Annotated in this window: 13 protein-coding genes; all 13 read left to right on the forward strand. The window is 69.3% G+C overall.

Annotated features, from left to right (window positions below; all coding sequences use genetic code 11):
• Nucleotides 1-85 precede the first annotated feature (85 nt).
• Nucleotides 86-403 carry a hypothetical protein gene (locus HUA74_RS21155; protein ID WP_217439477.1) on the forward strand — a complete coding sequence of 106 codons (318 nt, stop codon included), beginning with the start codon at nt 86-88 and terminating at the stop codon, nt 401-403.
• Entirely contained in the window at nt 400-1,755 is a 1,356-nt protein-coding gene (locus tag HUA74_RS21160) for a HAMP domain-containing sensor histidine kinase (protein WP_174455966.1), read from the forward strand. Before HUA74_RS21155 ends, HUA74_RS21160 begins: the two co-directional genes overlap by 4 nt.
• Entirely contained in the window at nt 1,752-2,489 is a 738-nt protein-coding gene (locus tag HUA74_RS21165) for a hypothetical protein (protein ID WP_174455967.1), read from the forward strand. Before HUA74_RS21160 ends, HUA74_RS21165 begins: the two co-directional genes overlap by 4 nt.
• Nucleotides 2,486-3,355, forward strand: a complete 870-nt coding sequence (locus HUA74_RS21170; protein WP_174455968.1) for a cyclopropane-fatty-acyl-phospholipid synthase family protein — start codon at nt 2,486-2,488, stop codon at nt 3,353-3,355. The genes HUA74_RS21165 and HUA74_RS21170 overlap by 4 nt, the downstream gene beginning before the upstream one ends.
• Nucleotides 3,356-3,473: 118 nt before the next feature.
• Nucleotides 3,474-3,671 (forward strand): hypothetical protein, encoded by a 198-nt coding sequence (locus HUA74_RS21175; protein WP_174455969.1) that lies wholly within the window; start codon nt 3,474-3,476, stop codon nt 3,669-3,671.
• Between the two features lie 71 nt (nt 3,672-3,742).
• Nucleotides 3,743-7,000, forward strand: a complete 3,258-nt coding sequence (locus tag HUA74_RS21180) for a carboxypeptidase-like regulatory domain-containing protein (protein WP_174455970.1) — start codon at nt 3,743-3,745, stop codon at nt 6,998-7,000.
• A gap of 87 nt (nt 7,001-7,087) precedes the next feature.
• Nucleotides 7,088-8,344 carry a DNA repair exonuclease gene (locus HUA74_RS21185; RefSeq protein ID WP_174455971.1) on the forward strand — a complete coding sequence of 419 codons (1,257 nt, stop codon included), beginning with the start codon at nt 7,088-7,090 and terminating at the stop codon, nt 8,342-8,344.
• Entirely contained in the window at nt 8,341-11,946 is a 3,606-nt protein-coding gene (locus HUA74_RS46640; protein WP_174455972.1) for an AAA family ATPase, read from the forward strand. Before HUA74_RS21185 ends, HUA74_RS46640 begins: the two co-directional genes overlap by 4 nt.
• A gap of 72 nt (nt 11,947-12,018) precedes the next feature.
• A complete protein-coding gene (locus HUA74_RS21195) occupies nt 12,019-15,267 on the forward strand; it encodes a carboxypeptidase regulatory-like domain-containing protein (RefSeq protein ID WP_174455973.1) in 3,249 nt (1,082 codons plus the stop codon).
• Between the two features lie 267 nt (nt 15,268-15,534).
• A complete protein-coding gene (locus HUA74_RS21200) occupies nt 15,535-18,600 on the forward strand; it encodes a carboxypeptidase-like regulatory domain-containing protein (RefSeq protein ID WP_174455974.1) in 3,066 nt (1,021 codons plus the stop codon).
• A 123-nt stretch (nt 18,601-18,723) separates the two neighbouring features.
• Nucleotides 18,724-21,966 carry a carboxypeptidase regulatory-like domain-containing protein gene (locus HUA74_RS21205; RefSeq protein ID WP_174455975.1) on the forward strand — a complete coding sequence of 1,081 codons (3,243 nt, stop codon included), beginning with the start codon at nt 18,724-18,726 and terminating at the stop codon, nt 21,964-21,966.
• A gap of 201 nt (nt 21,967-22,167) precedes the next feature.
• Nucleotides 22,168-23,724: a cyclic nucleotide-binding domain-containing protein gene (locus HUA74_RS21210; protein ID WP_174455976.1), complete on the forward strand. Its 1,557-nt coding sequence runs from the start codon at nt 22,168-22,170 to the stop codon at nt 23,722-23,724.
• A 111-nt stretch (nt 23,725-23,835) separates the two neighbouring features.
• Nucleotides 23,836-24,522 carry a 1-acyl-sn-glycerol-3-phosphate acyltransferase gene (locus HUA74_RS21215; RefSeq protein WP_141644511.1) on the forward strand — a complete coding sequence of 229 codons (687 nt, stop codon included), beginning with the start codon at nt 23,836-23,838 and terminating at the stop codon, nt 24,520-24,522.
• Nucleotides 24,523-24,572: the final 50 nt, after the last annotated feature.

A 24,572-nucleotide genomic window follows, 5' to 3' on the forward strand; every position in this document is an offset into this window, starting at 1 on the left:
ACGCCCCGCGTGAGGCGTCTGGCCCCGCGCGCCACCACCACCACCGCAGCGAGGGACGCCAGCGGGCGCCCGGGGGAGAGACGACATGAGCAGCGACAACGACACCTGGGGACCCCGGCTGGTCAGCGTCCCCCTGGTCGGCGCGGTGAGCGATTACCTGCAGCGCATCCAGGACCTGGGCGCCGTGGAAGGCCCCGGTGGCGCGGTGGGACTCAACCCCGCGCTGGAGCCGGTGATGGAGGCGCTGCACCACCTGCTGGCCGGTGGAGAGGTGGAGGTCCGCGTCACGCGGCGCGGACACTCCCGGCTCGTCCAGGAGCTGCGTCAGCGCGTCGAGGACGCCACGCGCGAGGTGAACGAGCTCCAACGAGTGGCGGGCTGCACCCTGTCCACCACCGTATGAAGACACGCTTCGCCGGCGGCGCCGCCGTCACGGCCTCGTTCCGGCGCTGGACGCGTGCCCAGGACACCGCGGAGGTGCTCGCCGCCGCCGGCGTGGGGGCCTGGTGGGCGCTCACCACCGTCGTGCTGGCGGTGCTCGCCGCCGTCGCGTGGGCGCCGGGCGCGAGCACCCTCTTCGGCATCTCCTTCGTCGACGGGCTGCTGTGCGCGGCGCCCATGCTCGTCAGCGGCCTGCTCTTCTCCGCGGTCCACCGGAAGCGGCGCCATATCGAGACGTGGGGCTGGCTGTGGCTGCTGCTCGGCGTGACGTCGCTGCACTTCTTCCTCGCCGCGCTGATGGCGATGTCGGAGCTGCAGGGCGCCACCGTCATCACCTCCCTCTTCCTCTTCACCACCGCGTTCCACGGCCGGCTGCACCGCGTGACGCCCCGGCAGCCCTTCCTCGCCCTGGGCACGGCGCTGGCGCTGGTGGCCGCGCTGCCTTTGCTCGAGAGCCCAGAGCACCTGGTGTTGTTCGGCGTCATCGGCCCCGCCGCCCTCACCGCGGAGCTGTACCTGGGCACCTTCGCCGTGCAGCACGACCAGGCCCGCGCGGAGGCCGAGCGCCTGCGCGCCGCCGTGCAGGCGCAATTGCTGGAACAGCAGGAGCAGGACGTGGGCCGGCTGTCGCGCGCGCTGGGGGAAATCCTCGGCTACCACCACGAGTTGGACAGCGCGCTCATGTCGGCGGGCACCGCGGCGGACATGCTGGCGGTGATGGGGGTGCAGCGCAACGCGCTGGCCCGAGGCGACTTCGAGGACCTGGTCAAGACGCTCAACGACAGCCTCACCCAGATTCGGAACATGGTCGGGGAGATTCGCGCGAAGGGCCGGCGTTATGTCGGCTCGGAGCCGGAGCCGGTGGAGCTGACGCCGCTGTTGGAGGGCGTGCGCACCAGCATGGGCCTGCGCTTCCCGGACGTGGACTTCGAGGTGGCGGTTGAGCCGGGGCAGCCGCTGCGCGCGCTGATGCGAGGCGGGGCCACCACGCTGCGACGGGTGGTGGAGAACCTGGTGCTCAACGCCTGCGAGGGAGACGGCAAGCAGGGCGCCTCGCGCGTGCGCATCCAGGCCCGGGTGGAGCCGCTCAGCGGCCGGCTGGAAGTGGTCATCGCGGATGACGGGCCGGGCTTCCCGGCCGCGCTCCTCGACGTCCCCGCGGAGGAGCTCTACACGTCCAAGCCCGAGGGCACCGGCCTGGGCCTGTACACCAGTGAGTGCCTGCTGCGCGCCAGCGGCGGAATGCTGTACCGACGCAACGCCCCGGACGGCGGAGCCCTGCTGCGCCTGTTTCTGCCCAGGGAGTACCGATGAGCGGTGGAGCCCTTTACCAAGAGGCCCTGCGGGTGCTGCGGCGACTGGAGCTGCCCGAGGAGTCGGAGCACGACGTGCTCGCCGCGCTGGAGGCCGCCCAGCCTGGCCCCCTGCCCCTCTTCTACGAAGCCGGCGCGGAGGCCGGACTGGAGCGCCCCGTGCTCACGGCGCGCGGCGTGGGCCTCTTCTTCATCTTCTGCGCGGGCAACCTCGCCGACGACCTCATCGACGGCGACTGCACCTACTACGACGCGCCCCTGCGCATGGGCCCGTGCGCGCAGTTCCTGCTGCAGAACCTGGCCTGGGCCACGCTGGCGGAGCCTCGCGCCCGCGTGCTCCCGAACGCCATGGAGGAGAGCGCACGCCTGTTGGCGCAAGCCGCGGGACCGCAGGCGCTGGAGGTGCGCGCCCAGGCGTGGAGCGCGCCCTTGTTCCGCCGGGTGGCGGAGGGCATCGCCGGGCGACAGTGGGCCGCGTACCTGCGCGTGCTCTGGGCGGGGACGTGGCTGGAGGAGCGCGCGGTGTCGGTGGGCCTGAGCCTGGGTGTGGCCGCCCATGTGGCGGAGGACATCCGCTCCAAGGACCCGCGCTTCACCTCCATGCCCCCGAGCGACCGGCTCACCGTGGTGACGTGGGGCAGGCAGGCCGCGGAGGCGCTGCGCGGACAAGACTTGCGCTGCCTGGACGCGGCGCTGCGCCGCATCGAACCGATACTTCCGGAGGTGGAGCCATGAGGGCGGAACCCCCACGGTGTGAAGCCCGCCATGACGCGGTGGCCGCCTACTACGAGGAGAAGACGGAGCGCATCCTCCGTCGCTACGGGCCCGGCCCCCGCATCCACTTCCACGTGGGGCTGGTGGACGACGTGCCTCCACCGGGCGAGCCGGAGCCGCTCGTGCGCGAGCGCGTCCACGCCTCCCAGGAGGCCCTGCTCGCGGAGCTGGCGCGCGCGGTGGGCTCGTTCCCTCGCGGAGCCGACGTGCTGGACGTGGGCTGCGGCCTGGGCGGCGGTTCGCTGTACTGGGCCGCCGAGCATCAGGCCTGGGTGACGGCGGTGACGAACGTGCCCTCGCACGTGGAGCTGGTGCGCACGTTCGCCGAAATCGAGGGCGTGGGCGCGCGCGTGAAGCCCCTGCACTGTGACGCGCTCGCGGTCCCGGGCCGCGCCTGCTTTGACGCCGTGGTGGCGGTGGAGAGCAGCAGCTACCTGCCGCGCGCGGAGTGGTTCCGCCGCGTGCGTGCGCTCTTGAGGCCCGGAGGCGTGGTGGCCATCGCGGACTGCTTCCTGGGCCGCCCCGAGCTGGCCGCGCCCTTCGACCGGTACTGGCGCACGCGCATCGGCTCCCTGGACGAATACCTGTCCGCCGCGCACGCCGTCGGACTGGAGCTGGAGGTCCGCGACGATGTGTCCGCGCGCGTGGTGGGCTTCTGGTCCCTCACGCTGGAGCTGCTCGCTCACGAGCGCTTCACGTCCCCCGGTCAGCCTCCGGCGCGCGTCCTCGCCCGAGGGGAGTCCCGCCGCGAGCACCTGCGACTCCAGCAGGCGTTGATGGATGGCGGACTGGAGTACGCGCTGCTCGTGCTGCGCCGCGAGGACTGAGCACCGCGCCTGTCCTCCGGCCCGGGGCTGACGAGCAAGCAAGCACCCCGGGACACCATGCCCCGCGCGCGGTGCGGCCCCAGCCTTGGGCGAGCCTTAAAAAAGGGAGGAACGCGCGATGAGGACTTTCACGCGATGGCTGACGGTGGCGGCGGTGGCGGCGGCCCTGACGATGACGGGGTGCCGTGAGCGGAGCCGGGAGGACAACTCCGGGGCCATGGGCGGCTCTGGCGACAACAAGGGCGCCCTGGACCACCAGGGCACGGGCGGGTCCGGCAAGCCGACGAAGGGCACGGACGCGGGCACCGTGCGGTAGCGCCAACCGCGCCAGGTGGGCTCCGGCTGTTATCGTGACGACTCGACGTCGTCGGACAGCCGGAGCACATCATGCGCGGGTGGAAGTGGGGGAGCGTCATCGCGGGGGTGCTCGCGCTCCTGGCGTGGTGGATGCTCGGAAGCACCGAGCCCCTGGCGCCCGCGCGCGAAGTCGCTCCAGCGCCCCGGCGCGCCTCGGGGGACTCGCTTCCGCGCACGTCCGCGCCCACGCGGGCGGAGCAGGCGGGAGCGGGACTGTCCATTCGCGGCACCGTGGTGGACTCGCTGGGTCGACCCGTGGCGGGCGCGCGCGTCTCCGCGTCGTGGCCGGAGGCGGGCGAGACGTTGTCGGAGCTCCCCTGTCCGGAGGAGGTGCTTCCCTACTGGGAGGCGCTGGTCGATGCGTCCCAGGGTCGGCGCAAGCTCCCGTGGTGTCTGCCGCAGGTGGAGGACACGCTCACCGCGCTGCTGCTCGCGCGGCAGGGTGAAGCTCCCATCCACGCGGAGACCGTGTCGGGCGACGACGGCGCCTTCGTATTGGAGGGACTGCCCGAGGGCCCTCAAGCCCTCCTCGCGCTCTCCGAGCGGGGCACCGCGCTGCGCCCCGCCGTTCCTTCTGGCAGCCAGGACGTGGAGCTGCTGCTGGAGCCGCCGTGGTTCGTGACAGGACAGGTCCACGGGGACGGCGAGCCATTGGCGGGCGTCGCGGTGACGGCGGTCAGCATGCACCACACCCGCTTCTTCGACACGAGCACGGATGACCAGGGCCGCTTCAGGCTGGGGCCCCTTCCCCGCCAGAGTTATCAGGTGCTCGCGACGAAGGAGGGCTGGCTGCCGACGCTCGCGCCGGAGCGGTACAGCGACCAGTTCCGGGAGGTGACGCTGTATCGGCCCCGCGCGCTCCATGGCCGGGTGTTGTCCGACGGAGCGCCCGTGCCGGGAGTGGAGGTCCGAGCGGCACGCGCCGACCTGGACGACGGGGCGCCGGTTCCCCGGACGAAGACGGACGCGGAGGGACGCTTCACGCTGGAGCTGAGCACGGGCAGGTACGCGCTCACAGTCGAGCAAGGGGGCCGGTACGCCTTCGCACGGGTGGTGCTGGGTTCAGCGCCTCCTCCCGAGGTGGTGTTGAAGCTGGGCGAGGCGCTCCAGGTCGAGGGCACGGTGTTCGATGATGCGCACGGCGCGGTGGAGGGCGCGCGTGTGAAGGCGCACTTCAGACAGGGCGGACGGGAGTCCCTGGAGGCAGTCACCGCGGCGAACGGCCACTACCGCCTGGGCCCCGTGGAGCCCGGCCCGTGGGAGTTCACCGTCGAGGCGAAAGGCCATGTGGACCTGACGGTGGGCCAGGAGCACGAGCTGGCTAGCGGCATGGGCCCTCGGGACTTCACGCTGAAGCGCACGCAGACCATCACCGGTCGCGTCGTGGACGGCGCGGGCCAGCCGATATCGGGCGTGCCCCTGGCGATGGAGCTGATGGGGACCGAAGGCCCCGAGGACTACGAGCCGCAAGAGCTGACCTTCTCCGACCGGGACGGACGCTTCGTGATGGATGCCACGCGTGCCGGCGGCTCCTACGAAATCACGGCGCGCAGTGACGACTACGTCCATGAGACCGTGGTGGCGACAGCCCCTGGCCCCGAGGTGACGCTCACCTTGCGCGCGGGCGCGACGGTGGAGGGGACGCTGACGGATGCGCGCGGCCTGCCGGTGGCGCGGTTCATGGTGAACGTGCTCCCGCTGGACCACGACGACGAGCAGGAACGCCTGCTGGAGACCGAGGGCACGGACGACCAGGGCCACTTCCGCCGCAAGGGCATCTACCCGGGGCGCTACCGCGTGGAAGCGAAGCAATGGGCGTCCAGCGTGGACCGGAGGGTCTGGGCCGACGTGGAGCTGCTGCCGGACACGGTGACGAAGGTGGAGCTGCGGCTCCAGGAGGAGCACTCGCTGGAGGGCATCGCCGTCGACACCGCCGGCCAGCCCGTCCAGGGCCTCTCCGTGCGAGCCCAGTCCCTGGCCAGGGTCGATGGCCCCAAGTTCATCGAAATCCACGGGGACCGGCACGAGAGACCGCGCGGTGTCCTCACGGACGCGGAGGGGCGCTTCGTCCTTCGCGGCCTGGGCCCCCTCGACCATGCGCTGTTCGCCATCAAGCCAGGTCATGAGCTGCTGCCGGAGCGTTGCTCGGGAATCGTCCGCGACAGCGAGGGCGTCCACTTCACCGCGGACACGAAGCAGGTGCGGCTGGTGTTCCGGCGCCACCCCCACATCCGGGGACGGCTCCTCGGACCAGACGGCGCGCCCCAGCACTCCTTCACCGTGGGACACACGCGGGTCCAGAGCGAGGACGGCACCTTCGCCGTCCCCCTCCACGAAGAGCCCATCACCCGTCAGTACCTCTTCAGCGTGTACGAGATGCCCACGGCGACGCGCGCGGTGAAGGGCGGCGTGGACGTGGCGGATGTCGACCTGGGGGACATCCGGCTGGAGGAGGGGCGCTACATCCAGGGGTTGGTGCTGGACGCGGAGACAGGCGCGCCGGTGAAGGGCGCCACGGTCGAACTCGACGCCGAGCCTGACGAGGACGGTGAGCGGGGCCAGCTCGCGGGCGCGCGCACGAACAGCGACGGCGAGTTCTATCTGGACAAGGTGGCCTCCGGTCCCCACACCCTCCGGATGAGCCACCCAGGCAACTACCGCGAGCTGCTCGTTCCAGTGGCCGCCACGCAGGAGAAGGTGACGGCGCGGATGGAGTCTGGCGCTCGCGTGAAGGTGACGGCGAGGGACCGCCAGGGCCGTCCGTTGGACGCGTTCATCAGCTACCAGGGAGCGGGCGACGAAGGCCTGGTCGAGATGGGCAAGGGCGTGAGCACGCTGCGCGGCCTGGAGCCCGGCCGCTATGCGCTCAAGTTGATTGCGCGGCACCGCAACGAGTCACTGCCGGACTTCCAGCCGTTGAGCGTGGACCTGCCCGAGCGCGGAGCGCTGACGGTGGCCTTCCTGCCCGCGACGGGAGGGGCCACGGTGAAGCTGCGCCTGCCCTCGCAAGTGGGCGTGGGCCTGGGGCTGGTACCCGGCGTGGTGCCGCCTCCCAGCACCTCATCGGCGCTGCGCCACCTGATATTCCAGGGCCTGCCCTGGCAGTACAGGGAGGACAACCCGGAGGTCGTCTTCACCCATGTCCCTGAGGGCAGGGTCACCGTCTTCTTCCACACGTCCGACGTGCCCGGTCAGTTCCACACCGAGGAGCTGGACATCCCGGCGGGAGGGACGGTGTCACTCACCCTACAGCCGTCCTGGCGGAGGCTCGACGTCGCGGAGAAGTGAGCGCCTCTCGCCTGCCTGACAGCGCGCGGGAGCCACGGGTGGAAAGCAGGCTCCTCGCCGTGCTTCGGGTACGGTGCGGGGCCCGACATGCACTTCAAGTTCGTCCACGCCGCCGATCTGCACCTGGACACTCCCTTCCGTGGCGTGGCCGCTCAAGGCCCTCTGTTGGGGAGCTTCCAGAAGTCCACCTTCCGCGCGCTGTCGCTCATCGTCGACCTGTGCCTGCGCGAGCGCGTCGCCTTCCTGCTCCTGGCCGGAGACTTGTTCGAGGTGAAGGACCGCTCGGTGCGCGCTCGACTGGCGCTGCGGCGCGAGCTGGGGCGGCTGCACGACGCGGGCATCGAGTCCTTCATCGTCCACGGCAATCATGATCCGCTCAGCGGCGACACCGGGACGCTGGGGCTGCCTTCGTCGGTGAAGGTGTTCGGCCCGGACTGGGAAGAGGCGGAGGTGCGGCGCGAGGGACGTCGGCTGTGCCGCGTGCAGGGCATCTCCTATCCGGACGTGGAGGTGCGCGACGACTTGTCCGCGCGCTTCCGTCGCACCGGGGACGGCTTCAGCGTGGGCCTGCTGCACGCGAACCTGGGCGGCGCCGAGGGACACGCCAACTACGCGCCCTGCACCCCCGCGGGCCTGGGCGCGCGCGGGCTGGACTACTGGGCGCTGGGACACGTGCACACGCGCAGCGAGCTGATGCTGCCCGGTGGCGGCATGGCGGTGTACCCGGGCAATCCGCAGGGACGGCACGCGCTGGAGACAGGGGAGCGCGGCTGCGTGCTGGTCGAGGTGGAGGACGGGGGCATGCGGCGGCGCTTCGTGCCGGTGGACACGGTGCGCTGGCATCGGCTGGAGGTGCCGCTGACGGGCGTGGCCACGCTGGACGCGCTGCTGGGCACGGTGGGTGAGGTGGTGGACGCCGCGTGCGCGCGGGAGCTGGACGGCCACGCGGTGCGCCTGGTGCTCACGGGGCGCGGGCCGCTGCATCGCGAGCTCACGCGGCCCGGAGCGCTGGCGCAGTTGGAAGAGGACTTGCGCGCGCGACTGGCGCGGGGGCATCCGCCGGTGCTGTTGGAGTCACTGCGGGATGGAAGTCGTCCGGAACTGGACTGGGAAGCGCTCCAGACGGAAGGCGGCTTCGCGCGCACCTTGCTGGAAGAGGCGCGCTTGCTGGAAGAAGACCCGGTCGCGCTGGCGCGACTGTGGGAGCAGGAAGCGCTGGGCAGCCTGGGCCAGCGGCTGAAGCGACTGGGGGTGGATGTGCTGGAGATGCCACGGACGGAGTGGATCTCCCGCGCGAGCCTGCTGGGCGTGGAGGCGCTTCACGAAGAGGAGGAGGGGGCATGAAGCCAGGGTTGCGCATCGACACGGTACGGGTGCGGCGCTTCGGACACTTCTCGGACCTCACGTTGGAGCTGGGGCCTGGGCTGCATCTGCTCCATGGTCCCAACGAAGCGGGCAAGAGCACGCTGCTCGCCTTCCTGCGCGCCATGCTGTTCGGCTTCGAGCGCCGGGGGAATCCAGAGCGGTACGCGGCCATGGACGAGGACACGCCCATCGGCGGTGAGCTTCGACTCTTCACGGGAACGGGGCCGCTGCTCGTCCGGCGCATGGCGGCGCCTCGGGGGAGGAAGTCGGAGACGCTGACGGTGCTCGGGCCGGACGGAGAGCCGGTGTCCGAGGAGCGACTGAAGGACGCGCGCGGCCATGTCACGCGCGAGCTGTTCTTCGATGTCTTCGCCTTCCGACTGGAGGAACTGGCGGGGTTCGAGCAGTTCTCGAAGGAGCGCGGGGTGTCGGAGGCCCTGGTCGCCGCGAGCATGCAGGGCGCTCGGCGGCTGCCGGTGGCCATGTCCCAACTGAGCAAGAGCACCGAGCAGCTCTACAAGCCCACGGGCTCGAAGTCGGATTTGAACGTGAAGCTGCGCGAGTTGGAGGAGGTGCAGGAGCAGCTTCGCCAGGAGGGCAACCGGCCCGCGCTCTACTTCGCGAAGCGGGAGCACCTGGAGGCGCTGGGCATCGAGCTGCGAGGCCTGGAGGCGCGCGTGCGGGAGGATGGCCGCGAATTGGAGCGACTGGCGCGGCTGGAGTCGGCGCTGGGCGAGGTCGCCGCGCTGGCGGAGGCTCGGGCGGAGCTGGAGTCACTTCCCTCGTTGGAGACGTTTCCCGAGGGCGGAGAGGCGCGACTGGAGGATGCGCTCCAGCGGAGCACGACCTATCGCGGGGAGGTGGCTCGACTCGTGGAGCGGCTGGGCTCCGCGGAGACGGAGCTGGCGCGGCTGTCCATTCCGTCGCCGGTGCGAGGGCGGGAGGAAGTGCTGCGGGCCGCGGTGGCGGCGTACTCGGAGCGCTCGGAGCTGGTGCGGGCCTTGCCGGCTCGGCGCGCGGCGCTGGGCATGAAGCGACGGCAGGTGGAGTCAGCGCTGGAGGAGCTGGGGCTCGGCGTGGATGGGCCGGGGCTCGTGGCGCTGGACCTGAGCGCGGGGGCACGCGCGGGGCTGGAGGCGCTGTCGTCCCGGCTGGACGTGGAGGAGACGGGGCGGCGCGAGGTGGGTGGTGCGCTGGCTCGGGCTCGCTCGGAGCGCGAGCGGTTGGATGGCGTGCTGGCGCGCACGGAGACGGAGCTCACGGAGCTTCCGGAGGTGCGGCCCGCGCAGGTGCGTCAGCAGCAGGCGGGACTCGCGCGGATGCGGGTTGCCCGTGGGGAACTGGAGCGGCTGGGCGAGCAGAAGATGAATGCCCGGCGACTGCTCGAAGGACTGCGCGGGCCGATGACGGAGCCTCCGACTTCGTCGAGCGCGGTGATTCCGGTGTGGTGGGTTCCGGTGGCCGCAGCCGTGGCGGTGGCGCTCGCGGTGGCGGCGTGGTTGCTCGGGGGCACGGTGGTGGGGGTGCTGGGGCTCGTCGGTGGGCTGTTGCTGACGGGACTGCTGGAGCTGGCGCGGCGGCGCGTGGAGTCCGGGCGGGATGCGGAGCGTGGGGCGTGGGAAGCACGGCAGCAGGAGCGGAAGCAGGAGGAGGAGCGACAGCGGGTGGAGGTCTCGGGGCTCGTGGCTCGCGAGGAGCTGATGCGGCGGGAACTGCTCGCCTCCGCGACGGAGGCGGGGTTGTCTCCGGCGGCGACGGCCGCGGACATGACGGCACACGAGACCGCGCTGGTGGAGGCGCTGGAGCAGGCCGGTCGACGGGAGTCGCTGTCACGCGAGCGGGACACGCTGCGCGCCACGCATGACGTGGCCCTGCGGGAAGAGCGGCGAACAGGTGAAGCCCTGCACGGGCACGAGGCGCGGCACGCGTCGTTGAGCAATGAGCTCGCCGCGTGTCTGTCGTCACGACGTTTCCCGGCCGGACTTCCCGCGCAGGCGGCGCTGGCCCTGTGGCGCGATGCCTCGGCGCTCCGGCAGCGCTGGCAGGACATGGTGGCGGACGAGGCGGCGCTGTCCGCCGACGAAGCAGCCTGCGCGGACGTGGTGTCGCGACTGCGAGCGCTCGCGGCGGAAGTGGCGCAGGGCTCGCAGAGAAGACTCCACACTCCCGAGGAGCCGCGTGTTCAGGAGCACGACCTCGCGCACGTGGCGACCGAGAGCACGGCCAGGACAACGTCGGTGACGGAGGGCGGACCCGCCGCATCGGGGGGATCCATCCGCGCATCCATCGAAGCGCAGCGAGTCTCAAATACATCGTCGGCGACGGAGAACCGACCCGCCGCGTTGGTGGAAACCATCTCCGCATCCATCGGAGCGCAGCGAGTCTCAAGTCCATCGTCGGTGATGGAGGACGGACCCGCCGCATCGGGGGGAGGCATCCCCACATCCATCGGAGCGCAGCGAGTCTCAAGTACATCGTCGTCGACGGAGAACAGCACCGCCCATCGAGGCACGCCGCTGGCACCAGGCTCCTCGCGCGAAGCCCCCGAGTCGCTGACGTCTGGCTCCATGGACCTGCTGGTCATGCGTGTGAGCGCGGCCCTGGAAGCGGCACGCGAACAGGAGACGGAGCGGCGCACGGTGGAGGAACGTCGTCGCGAGCTGCGCGAAGAAAAGGCGCGACTCGACGAACTGTGTCGCACCGAGGAGGCCACTCTCGCGGCGCTGCTCACCGAGGGTGGTGGCGGTGACGAGGAGACCTTCCGTCGACGGGCCGTACAGGCACGCCGGTACGCGGAGCTCACCAGTCGCGCGCGCGAGTTGGCCCACCGCATCGAGGCACGCACGGGCCTGTCCGACACAGAGGCCCGCGAGGCCCTGCGCACCTTGGGCGGAGAAGAAGGTCTGCGCACGGTGTTGAGTCACCTGCGCGCGCGGCACACCGAGGCCCAGGAGAAATCGAAAGCGGTGCTCACCGAGCAGGGCGCCACCCAGAACCAGCTCGAACAGTGGGAGAACGACGACCTGCTCGCACGGCTGCGCATCCAAGAGGAGACCTTGCGCGCGAAGGTGGCGGAGCTCGCCTCTCGCTACGCGGAGGACAAGCTGGCGCTGGCCCTGCTGGGTCGCGCGCGGCGGCGCTTCGAGGAGGAGCAACAGCCGCGCGTGGTGCAGCTCGCGTCGGAGCACTTCGCCCTGCTGACAGAGGGTCGCTACCGCCGCGTGTTCATCCCCGCGGGTGACGAGCACGAACTGCGCGTGAGCGATGGTGAGCGGGACTGGGACGCGGCCCAGCTCTCACGCGGCACTCGTGAGCAGCTCTACCTCGCCTTCCGTCTCGCGGTGGTGCGCGACTTCGGAGAGACGCGAGGCGCCCTGCCGCTCATCGTGGACGACGTGCTGGTGAACTTCGACCCCGGCCGGGCCCGAAGCGCCATCCACCTCCTCGCCCGCATCGCCGAGCACCAGCAGGTGATTGCCTTTACCTGCCACCCCTGGCTGCGCGAGTTGTTCGACGCCGAGGGCGCCCACACGCAAGCCCTGGAGGCCCGCGACTCCGCCACCGCGCTCCGAGCCGGCTGAATCGAGCCCCCGGGTCTCGGCGCCCCGGGGTACTCCACTGCTACATTCGCGGACGTGGCGAATGGACGAGACATGAGGAGGTCGCGACGGGTGGCGCTCACCCTCGCGGTGCTCACGCTGCTGGGCGCGCTGTCGGTGCCACTCCTCCTGGAGTCCGAGGACGCACCCACCCCGCGCCAAACACCCGCGCCTCGAAAGAGCACGGGCCTGGTCCTCCCCGCGCCCGCGCCACGGGCCGAAGGCTCCCTGCGCATCCAAGGTGTCGTGCACGGAGACCAGGGCCCCCTCGCGGGAGTCCGCATCACCGCCACCCACTCCGAAGCACATCAGACACTCTCCGAGCTGACGTGTGAGGAAGTGCTGCCCCACCGTCGCGGAGACCGTCGCGATTTCACCCTGTGCTTCTACACGGAGCCCGCCACCACGCTGGAGCTGCTCCTCTCCCGCCAGGGAGAAGCGCCCCTGTACGCGGAGACCGTCACGGACGAAGACGGCCGCTTCACCCTCGAACAGCTCCCCGAGGGAGCATTCACCCTCTGGGCCATCGACCCGCGAGGTGCGCGGCTGCAACCGGGAGTCCTCGCGGGAACGGAGGGACTCCAACTCCGGCTCGAAGGGGGCGTGTTCCTGGAGGGCACGGTCATCGACGAGGACCTCGTGGCCCTGCCCCAGGTCCAGGTGATGGCCGTGCATCAAGGCTTCACCCGCTTCTTCGACGTGGAGACGGACGCGGACGGGCGCTTTCGCATCGGCCCGCTCCCCGCCGGAGACTACGCCCTCGCCTTCACAAGAGACGGCTGGATTCCCGACCTCAAGGACTCCTGGTTCGCCGAGTCCGTGAAGCTCCTGCGTCCCCGCCGCCTCGTCGGTCGAGTGACGAAACAGGGCGCCCCCGTCCCCCAGGCCACAGTCCAACTGCGAGACATCACCCTCAACGAGCGGGGCATCATGCCCCCAGGGTCCGCGAAGCAGCAGACCACGGACGCCCAGGGACGCTTCACCTTCGAGCCGCTCGCCTCGCATCACATCCAGCTCGACGCCACCCAGGGCGAGCACCACGGCAGGGCCCTGGTCGACATGAAGACCCACGACACCCAGAAAGAGGTCGTCGTGGAGCTGGGCCCCGGAGCCATGCTGGAAGGCACCGTGACGGACGAAGCCGGAGCCGCCATCGAAGGCGTGCGCCTCCTCATCCAGGAACGTCGAGCACAGCGCCAGTCCGTGGAGACCACCACGGACGCCATGGGCCACTACCGGCTCGGCCCGCTGTCCCTCGCGCCCCATGAACTGGAGCTCACCTCCCCTCGACACTTTCCCACCGGCGAATCCTTCGCGGAGCTGAGTCCTGGCACGAAGCGGCTCGACTTCACGCTGCGCACCCCGCTCTGGGTCGACGGGGTCCTCGTCGATGAAGCAGGGAGCCCCGTCCCGGACGTGTACGTCACCGTCGACAATCCTCCTTCCGAGGACACCGACGACACGCTCCTCCTCGCGCCCTACGAGGCCCGGTCGGATGAGCAGGGCCGGTTCCACCTGAACTTCCCCACGCCGGGGTCCTTCCTCCTGAAGCTCCTCGACGAGCCTCGCTTCCGCATGGAGGAGCTCCAGGTCCAGGCCCCGGACACGAAGGTCCGCTGGGTCTTGAAGCGAGGAGCCACTGTCTCCGGCACCGTCTTCGACGAGTTGGAAACGCCCATGCCTGGGCTCCTCGTGCGCCTGTCGACCGAGCCGCCCGAAGAAGGCACGACGAGCAGCCCGTGGCCAGAGGTGCTGAGCGAGACCCGGACGGACACGCGAGGCCACTATGCATTCGGGGGCATGAAGCCAGGACGGTACGTGCTCGAAGCCGTCCACGAATCCGGCGCCGTGGAGCGCTTCGTCACCCGACACCTGGAGCTGGGAGCGCGGCAGGAGGCCCACGTGGACCTGCGCCTCGAGGCGGGCTGGACGCTGTCAGGCACCGTGGTGGACACCCAAGGACAACCGCTCTCCGGCGCCGACATCCTCATCCAGTCTCCGCCGGACTCCACTCCCAAGTGGCGCGTGGGACATCGCCACCACGCCGCGGACCCCGTCACGCGCACCCGGTCAGACGGGCACTTCACGCTGCGAAACCTGCCGAGCCAGGACGTGGAACTGAGCGTGACGAAGCAGTCCTTCCGCCTCGCGCCTCACCTGTCCACCGGCGGCAGACCCGGGCTCGACTCACTGCATGCCCATGAGGGCGGACCGCCTGTCCGCCTCGTCATGTCGCGACGGGCCCGCATCCACGGGCGCGTGGTGGGCCCGGACGGCAAGCCCCTCACGCGCTTCCAGCTCATGAGAGAGGACGTGGAGCATCCCCAAGGTGAGTTCTCGCTGGACGTGGGGAGCGCGGGCTCGTGGCCCGTCATCCTTAAGGCCGAGGGCCTGGCGCCGGTATTCCGTCAGGTCGAGGTGCCTCACGACACGGCGGTGGTGGACCTGGGCGAGCTTCGGATGAGCGCGGGACGCAAGGTGGCCGGACGTGTACTGGACGCGGAGACCTCCGCCCCGGTGGAGGGCGCTCTGCTCGTCCCCGACGTGGAACACTTCGACAGCGTGACGCTCCACCCCTACACATACTGGACCCAGGCGTACACCGCGAAGGATGGAAGCTTCTCCATCGCTCGCGTGGACGAGCGCTCCTCCGCACTGAACGTCCGGGCCCGCGGCTATCTCTCCAGGAAACTGAACCTGGCCCCAGGTTCCCAGGAAGACCTCACGGTGCGCCTGGAGAAGGGCGCGCGGGTGGAGTTCTCCGTCCTGGACGCGCGAGGTCAACCCACGAGCGCAACCGTCTTCCTGGACCGTGAAGGCAGGGAGTCGTCCCCCTACACCATCGAGGTCCCCGCCGAGGGACTCTTCGTCGTGCGAGACCTCGCGCCAGGCGCCTACTGGATGCACGCCGCTGCTCGCGAAGGGAGTCTGGAAAGCTACGACTCGCGGCGCATCCAGATTCCCGCGAGCGGCGGAGTCTCCATCATGCTGAAGGCGCGGTCCGAAGGCGCCACCCTGGAGCTGCGCGTGAGCAGCCCCCCGCGCTACACCCTGGTGCTCGTCTCCGGCGAAGACTCCTGGTCGCGCGAGGGCTACGACTTCTCGCGACTGCGCGAACGTTCCCTTCCTCATGAAGTCAGCAAGGAGGGAACGATGACCTTCCGGAACCTCCCCTCCGGAAAGCTGACGCTCATCCTGATCTCCAACGACTGGCGGGGCAGCTATCGCGAGGTCATCGACATTCCCGAAGCGGGCACGGTGGTGCGCGACGTGACGCCCGTCTGGCAGGCCATCCGGCGGTAGGCGCCCCGCATACGCGCACGTCTCGCGATAAAGTCATCACCGCGCGAACCAAATCCCAGCCCAGGTGTCAGTGCCCCGGACACAGCCGCGGCTGCATTCGCGGGCGTGGCGAGCGGAGGCGGCATGCGGGTGCAGCGACGGGCAACGAGCGCATTCGGAGTTCTCGCCCTGATGGGCATCCTGGGTGGACTTCTCCTCCTCAAGCCCGGAGCCCCTACCGCCACCTCTGCGCCTCGCGCATCCGCACCTCGAACGGGAACGGGCATCGTGCTGCCTCCTCCCGCGCCGCGTCCCGAAGGCACCCTGAGCATCCAGGGCGTCGTACACGGAGATGAAGGCCCGCTCGCCGGAGTCCGCGTCACGGCCACGCGTCCCGAGGCAGGTCATACACTCTCCGAGCTGCCCTGCTCGCAGGTGCTGCGGAGTTACACCGGCGGGAGTCATTCGAAGTTTTCAGAGTGCTTCTTCGATGAGATAGACACCACGCTGGAGTTGCTCCTCTCACGCCAGGGCGAGGCACCCGTGTACGCGGAGGCACTCACCGGGGAAGAGGGTCGCTTCACCCTCGACAGCCTGCCCGAAGGTCGCTTCACCCTCTGGGCCATCGGAGCGCGCGACGCACGAATCCAGCAGGAAGTCGCAGCGGGCACGGAGGGACTTCAGCTCCGGCTCGAAGAAGCCTTGTTCCTGGAGGGACAGGTCATTGACGAGGACCTCGCGGCCCTGGCCCAGGTCCGGGTGATGGCCGTGCATCAAGGCTTCACCCGCTTCTTCGACGGGGAAACGGGAACGGACGGCAGCTTCCGCATCGGTCCGCTTCCTTCCGGAAGATATGCCCTCTCCTTCGCGAAAGACGGCTGGCTTCCCACGTTGGTGAGCCAGGAACTCTCGGAGCCCCTGACACTCCATCGCCCCAGGCGCATCACCGGCCAGGTGTTGAGCCAGGGCTCACCCGTCCCCGACGTGACGGTCTCCCTGCATGACGTAACCCTGCGGTGGTACAGGAGCCCGCCCTCCGCGATGCGCATCACGGACAAACAGGGGCGCTTCACCTTCGAGGCTCTCCCTCCCCGTTCCTTTCAGCTCAGTGCCAGCCAGAGCGAGCAACACGCACTGGCCGAGGTCGACTTGACGGTCCCCGGGACCTCGTCCGAGGTCACCCTGGAGCTGGGCAGTGCGGCGCTTCTCGACGGAAGCGTGCGGGACGAGGCTGGAGCTGGCATCGAAGGAGCCACCATCTCCGTCCGTGGCGTCAATCAGCACGAAGCAGCGAGCGCAAGGACCGACGCCGCGGGCCACTATCGGACGGGCCCTCTGCCCCTCAGGCCCCATGAGGTCGAGGTTCAGGCGAGTCGCTACTTCCGCATCAAGCAAGCCATCCCCGAGCCGGGTCCCAGCACGAAGCAACTCGACTTCACGCTCCGCACCGCCGTCTGGGTCGATGGCGTCGTCCTCGATGAGGCAGACCGCCCGATTCCAGACGTCAGCATCGAGCTTCACGAGGAGGAGCAAGAGCCCGTCGATGAATCACTCGCCATCGGCAGCCTCCAGACCCGGTCGGATGAAGAGGGACGGTTCCACCTGGACTTCGCCCGGCCTGGCACCTTCACCCTGAAGTCTCGGTCAAAGCGCTTCGTGGAGGACCACCTCCAGGTCCAGGCTCCCGACACGAATGTCCGTTGGGTCCTGAAACAGGGGGCGAGTGTTTCGGGGACGGTCTGGGATGAACTGGGAACGCCCTTGCCCAAGGTCAGGGTGAGCCTGTGGAGCAAGGAATCCGATGCGTTCCCGGTGAGCGAAACCACGACGGACCCACAAGGTCATTACACGCTCGGCGGACTCAAGTCGGGGCGGTACATGCTCGAAGCCCTCCACGAATCCAAAGCCCTGGAGCGCAGCGCTTCCCAGTCGGTGGAGTTGCGCGACCAGGAAGAAGCGAAAGTGGACCTGCGACTGGTGGCGGGTTGGATGCTGTCGGGAATCGTCGAGGACACCGCCGGCCAGCCCATCACGGATGCCGCGGTCGGCATCTTCGAGACCTCGAAGCAGGTGCCTGAGTGGCGACGTCGCCGGAGGAGCTGTGGCGAGCCGCCCGCCGCTAGCACGGGGGCCGATGGGCGCTTCACGCTGCGGTACCTCCAGCACCCGGAATTGGAGCTGGGCGTATGGAGTACGGGCTTCCGCTTCGCACCCCACCTCTCCACGGGTGGTCACCACGACTTCGGGGATTTTCTCGTGCGCGAGGGTGACACCCAGGTGCGTCTGGTCATGAAGAGGGAGGGGCGCGTCGTGGGGCGCGTCGTGGGCCCCGACGGAAAGCCCATCACGCACTTCACAATGCCCTGGGAGGTCAAGCACCCACGCGGCGAGTTCTCCGTGGACGTGGACGGTCCGGGCTCGCTCCGCATCAACATCAGCGCACGGGGAATGGCGCCGGTGTCTCGCGGCGTCGAGCTGCATGACGGGTCTGAAGTCGTGGACCTGGGCGAGCTGCGGATGAGTCCCGGACGACAGGTGGCTGGGCGCGTGCTGGACGCGGAAACATCCGCCCCCGTCGAGGGCGCCAGCCTTCGCGTCGCTCCAGGCCAGATGCGCGGAGAGCCACTCAAACGGCTCGGGAGGCATGTGACGACGAGTCGGGATGGCTCCTTCTCGTTTCCCAACGTGGAGGAGCAGCTCCTCACGCTGTTCGTCGAAGCCCCTGGCTACCCATTGAAGCAACTGACGCTGGCACCCGGTCCTCATGAAGGTCTCACGGTGCTCCTCGAGCGAGGTGCGAGCGTGGCATTCTCCGTCGTGGATGCGCGGGGGCAGCCCACTGACGCCACCGTCTACTTGGACCGCGATGGCGAGGCCATGGCCGCTGACCCCATCCTCGTCCCTGAGAGCGGCCAGTACGTCGTGCGAGACCTGGGGCCCGGCGACTACCAGGTGCGAGCCATCTCTCCCTTCGAGCGCCCCGCCACCTACGCGCCCCAACGCGTCCAGATTCCTGCGAGCGGGAGGGTGGCCATCACCCTGAAGGCCCAGCCCGAAGGGGCTGCCTTGAAGCTGAGGGTGAAGACCGATGACAACCTGAGCCCCATCCTCCTCGCGGGTGAAATCCCTCCGCCGAAGAGCGCCGGTGACGTCAGTGAGTTGGAAAGCCGCGGACTGCACAGTAAGCCCAGCGACGCCGGAGCCAGGATTTTTCGAGACCTGCCTCCTGGCAAGGTGACGCTCGTCCTGATGAGGCCGAACCAGGATTACATCCATTGGGAACTCATCGACATTCCCGAAGCGGGCACGGTGGTGCGCGACGTGACGCCCGTCTGGCAGGCCATCAGGCAGTAAGCGCCCCGCATACGCGCACGTCTCGCGATAAAACCAACACCGCGCGAACCAAATCCCAGCCTGGGTGTCAGTGCCCCGGACACAGCCGCGGCTGCATTCGCGGGCGTGGCGAGCGGAGGCGGCATGCGGGTGCAGCGACGGGTGACGGTCGCAATCGGAGTTCTCGTGCTGGCGGGCATCCTGGGTGGGCTTCTCCTCCCGAAGCCCGAAGCGCCTACCGCCACCCAGCGCGCATCCGCGCCTCGAACGGGAACGGGCATTGTGCTGCCTCCTCCCGCGCCACGTCCCGAAGGAACACTGAGCATCCAGGGCGTCGTGCTCGGAGATGAAGGCCCGCTCGCCGGAGTCCGCGTCACAGCCACGCGTCCCGAGGCAGGTCAAACACTCTCCGAGCTGACCTGTGAGCAGGTGCTGCCTCACCGTCGCGGAGACCACCGCCGATTTCCGCTGTGTTTCCTCCGCGACCCGGGTCTCACCCTGGAGCTGCTCCTCTCTCGTCAGGGAGAAGCGCCCGTGTACGCGGAGAGCTTCACCACGGAGGACGGTCGCTTCAGCCTCGACAACCTCCCCGAGGGAGATTTCACGCTCTGGGCCATCGGCCCGCGAGGAGCACACCTGCAACCGGGAATCCCGGCGGGAACACAGGGGCTCCTGCTCCGGCTCGAGGAGGGCGTGTTCCTGGAGGGACAGGTCATCGACGAGGACCTCGCGCCCCTGCCCCAGGTCCAGGTGACCGTCGTGAATAAAGGGTCCACGCGCTTCTTCGACGGGGAAACGGACGCGGGCGGGCGCTATCGCATCGGGCCCCTCCTCGTCGGAGACGATCATGTCCTCGCCTTCGCCAAGGACGGGTGGCTTCCCTCCCTCCGAGCCGATGGGATGGAACAGCCCGTGAAGCTCGTGCGGCCCCGGCGCATCGTCGGCCGAGTGATGCTCCAAGGCACCCCCGTCCCCAACGCGACAGTCCACCTGTGGGACCTCACCCTCAAGGGGGAGAGTCTGGCCCCCCGTGGTCCCGGGACAACTGACACCACGGATGAACAAGGACGCTTCGCCTTCGAGGCGCTCCCCTCGCATCTGCTTCATCTCGAGGCCAGCCAGGGCGAGTCCCAAGCCAGGACCCTGGTCGACATGGCAACCCATGTCCCCGCATCCGAGGTCATCCTGGAGTTGAGTCGTGCGACCTTCCTGGAGGGAACCGTGCGCGACGAGTCCGGAGCCTCCATCGAAGGCGCCACCATCACCCTCCTGGAGCTTGTTGAACCCAAGTGGCGCACGGAGTTCTCCACGGATGCCATGGGCCACTACCGGCTCGGCCCGCTGCCCCCCATCCCCCACAACATCGCAGCCACCACGCCTCGGCATTTTCCGGCCAGCTCATCACTCAAGAAGCTGGGCCCCGGCACGAAGCGGCTCGACTTCGTGCTCCGCTTCCCCCGCTGGGTTGATGGCGTCCTCGTCGATGAAACAGGGCACCCCGTGCCAGACGTCCTCATCGATGTCGACACCGCCGCCATGTCCGACACCTATGACTCACATCTCCTCGCACCCTACGAGACCCGGTCGGATGAGCAGGGCCGGTTCCACCTGAACCTCCCCGAGCCCGGAACCTTCCTCCTCAAAATCAAGGACGACCCTCGCTTCAGTATGGAAGAGCTCCAGGTCCGAGCCCCGGATGCGAAGGTCCGCTGGGTCTTGAAACGGGGAGCGACGGTCTCCGGCACGGTCTTCAATGAGCTGGACACGCCCATGGCCGGGCTTCTCGTGCGCTTGTCGACCGTGCCTCCCGAAGGCACGACGAGTGAGCCGTGGATGGACTACACACTGGGAGAGACCCGGACGGACGCGCGGGGCCACTATGCGTTCGGCGGAATGCGGCAGGGACGCTTCGTGCTCGAAGCCGCCCACGAATCCGGAGCCGTGCAGCGCTTCGCCACCCAGCACGTGGAGCTGCGCGACCAGCAAGCGGCCCACGTGGATCTGCGCCTCGCGGCCGGCTGGACGTTGTCAGGCCGGGTCGAGGACGGCGGCGGACAACCTCTCTCCGGTGCGGGGGTCTTCATCCATGGGACTCCGGACTCCGCTCCCGCGTGGCGAGAGGGCCATCACCGCTCCACGGAGCCCTTCACTCAAACCCAGGTGGATGGTCGCTTCACGCTGCGGAACCTGCCGAGCCAGGAAGTGGAGTTGAGAGTGATGAAGGAGTCCTTCCACCTCGCCCCCCACCTGTCCACTGGAGGCAAGCCTGGCCTCGACTCAGTTCATGCCCGAGAGGGTGGACCGCCCGTCCGCCTCGTCATGTCGCGACAGGGACGCATCCACGGACGACTGGTGGGCCCAGACGGTCAACCGCTCACCCGATTCCAGCTCCTGCATCACACAGTGGAACATCCCCGCGGCGAGTTCTCCCTCGACGTGGAGGGCGCGGGCTCGTGGACTGTCGTGCTCCAGGCGAAAGACCTGGCGCCCGTGGTCCGCGAGGTCGAGGTGCATCATGACACGGAGGTGGTGAACCTGGGCGAGGTCCGGATGAGCCCAGGGCGCAGGGTGGCCGGACATGTGCTGGATGCGGAAACCTCCGCTCCGCTGGAGGGCGCCATGTTCTCAATCAACCCGGAGACACTGCGAGGCGAACCGCTGGAGCCGCACTGGACCGAGCAGCACACCCTTAAGGATGGTTCGTTCTCAATCCCTCACGTGGACGAGCGCTCCACCTCGCTGGACGTCTGGGCCCATGGGTACCCCACGAAGCGGTTGATGCTCGCCCCGGGTCCCCAGGAAAACCTCACGGTGCTCCTTGAGAAAGGCGCGCGCGTGGAGATCTCCGTCATGGACTCACGAGGTCAGCCCGCCGAGGCTTCCGTCTTCATGGACCGCGAAGGCGGGAGACTGTCCCGTACGAGGGTCGATGTCTCACCAAACGGCCCGCGCGTCGTGCGAGACCTCCCTCCAGGCCACTACCAGGCGCGAGCCAGCCCCCCTGAAGGGAGTTTCGAAACCTACGCGCCCCAACACGTCCAGATTCCCTCGAGCGGTGACGTTTCCGTCACCTTGAAGGCCCGCTCCGCGGGAGCCACCCTGGAGCTGCGCGTGAACGGCCCTTCTCGCCGCGTGACGGCCCTGCTCGCGGGCGAGGTCCCTCTCCTGGTCTTCACCCACGACATCGTCGAACTGCGTGAACGCTCGCTACCTCACGAAGGCAGCAAGAAGGGAACGATGACCTTCCGGAACCTTCCGCCCGGCAAGGCGACACTCTTCCTGGTGACCGACGACTGGCGGGGCGTCTATCGCGAGGTCATCGACCTCCCCGAGACGGGCATGGTGGTGCGCGAGGTGACACCCGTCTGGCAGCCCATCAAGCAGTAAGGCCCGGCCCACGCTCACCCTCACGTGGACGCGAACAAGACCTTCGTACAAGGGCTCGCATCATCTTCGAACGCGCGCGCGTGCCCTGAAACGCGGTCGACGTTGAGGACTCGGCATCCACCCCTGGTGGGCATCCTCGCTCGGTGGGTCCGGACTTATTCCGCACAGGTCCGACGCCGAAGAACGGAGAGCCACCCCACCATGTCCCGCATTGCGAGCACCGAGGTCGTCATCCCCCAGTCCCTGTCCGCCGAGCAGCGACGACACCTGACGGACGCGCTCTACGCCGTGCATCAAGAAATCTTTGAGGGCGTCACGAAAGAGGGCTTCGCCAGGTACGTGGTCGAGTCCACCGCCGAGCACACCTGGATTCAGCTCCACCGCAACGAAGAGGGCGCGCTCGTCGGCTACTTCGCGTTGCACGTCTTCGAGAAGCAGTTGGGCGGCGTGACGACGGCGGTGTTCCGCGCGGAAGCCGGCTCGCTGCGCGCGTACCGGGGCGGCAACACCAACACGCGCTTCGGGCTGTTCCACATGCTGAAGTATCTGCTGCGTCACCCGGGCCGCCCCGCGTACTACCTGGGCGCGCTGGTCCACCCCTCCAGCTACGCCCTGTTCGCCAAGTACTGCACCGAGCTGTGGCCTCGCCGCGAGCAGCCCATTCCCTCCCCACTGCGCGCCTTCCTCGACGAGCTCGGCTCGGAGTTCGGGCTCGCCCGCGTGGACCCGACGAACCCGCTCTTGCGCCAGGTGGGCTGGTGCACCCGCGACTCCGAGGTGGAGCGCGACTACTGGCGACAGTGCGACAAGCTCTCCGCGCGCTACTTCATCGAAGCCAACCCCGGCTACGCGCAGGGGCACGGGCTGTTGACGCTCGCTCCGGTGACTCGGGCCAACATCGTCGGTGTGCTGCGCGTCATGTGCGGGCGCGGCCTGCGCAAGCCCGTGGAGACGGCGATGAAGTGGGCGTACCGGCTGCCAGGAGGCTCCCGCCTGCTGCGCGGGAAGGTGGCGCGGCAGCTCAAGTCGTCGCCGCTGTTCGCCCACTTCGACACGCGCGCACTGAAGGCGCTCGCCGCTCGGGCCCAGATACAGGAACTGCCCGCGGGCCACGATGTCTTCCGCCAGGGAGAAGTGAGCGACGAACTGTACCTGCTCGCACGGGGCGCGGCGTACGTGCTCGCCCGGAACGGCACCGATGAAGACCTGGTGAATCAGCTCGGCAGCGGCACGGTGTTCGGGGAGCTCTCCACGCTCGTGGGAGGTCGGCGCTCGGCGACGGTGCGCACGGCGGCGACCTCCACCGTGGTGCGGATTCCAGGCGCCGCGCTGCGTCTGCTGTTGGAGCAGGACGCGGGCCTGAGCAGGAAGGTCTGGGGCACCCTGGCGGAGCGCCTCTTCGACGACATGCTGCGGGGGCAGCGCCGCTATGCGCACCTGGCCCGGAAGGAGCGACGCGCGTGGCTGCTGCGCGGAGAGGAGCATGTCCTCGCGCCAGGACAGGAGCTGCTGATGGCGCCGGGCTCCCATCTGTTCATGGTGGCGGGCGCGGTGGAGTTGACCCACGCGCCACCCCGGCTGACGGCGCGAGGCGTCCTGTTCCTGGAAGTGGAGCGGCCGCTGCCCCTGGTGGCGCTCGAAGCCACGCGGCTCGTCGTGCTGCCACGACTGGCGTCATCGGAGTATCAGCTCGCTTCTGATTTTCCGACGCACCTGCCGCTCCCCGCCGCGCCAGTGGCCATCCACGTGCGGGCGTGACACCTCTCCCAACTCCCTTGCCCTCCGCTCGCGGGCCTGTGGCACACTGCGGGCGCCATTCGACTCCTGTTCTCCATCCTCTTCTGGACGTTCCTCGCGCTCTCCAGCCTGGTGCTCTTCCTGGGTGCCATCGTGGTGTGGGCTGTCACCACGCCGTTCGACCGCAACGGCCGGGTGCTGCACCTGTACTCGTGCTTCTGGGCGCAGCTGTATTTCTACGTCAACCCGCTGTGGCACCTGCGGGTGGACGGCCGCGAGCACCTGCCGTGGCACGGGCCCGCCGTGCTCGTGTCCAACCACGAGTCGCTCGGCGACATCCTCGTCCTCTTCGGCCTGTACCGCCCCTTCAAGTGGGTCTCCAAGCAGGCCAACTTCCGGCTGCCGCTCATCGGCTGGAACATGAGCCTCAACCGCTACGTGCCCCTGGTGCGCGGCGACAAGCCGAGCATCATCAAGATGATGCGGCTGAGTGAGCGCTGGCTGGAGCGCGGCGTCCCCATCCTCATGTTCCCGGAGGGCACGCGCTCCGCGGACGGCCAGCTCAAGCCCTTCAAGGATGGCGCCTTCGCGCTCGCCCTGAAGATGCGCTGCCCCATCATCCCCATCGTCCTCACCGGCACGGCGCGCGTCCTGCCCAAGCATGGACTGGTGATGCAGACCTCCGCCCACTGCCACGTCCAGGTCATGCCCCCGGTGGACGTCAGCGGGTTCGACGACGTCGCCGTCCTGCGCGACCACGTCCGGGACCTCATCGTCGCGGAGAAGGCCCGCCTGGAGTCGCTCCCCGCCCGCGCCTGAGCCCCCGGCGACTTCGCCCCGAGCGCCCTGCTAGCGTGGGCCCCCGACGG

It is taken from the genome of Myxococcus sp. CA051A (assembly GCF_013336705.1).
GTDB lineage: Bacteria > Myxococcota > Myxococcia > Myxococcales > Myxococcaceae > Myxococcus > Myxococcus llanfairpwllgwyngyllgogerychwyrndrobwllllantysiliogogogochensis.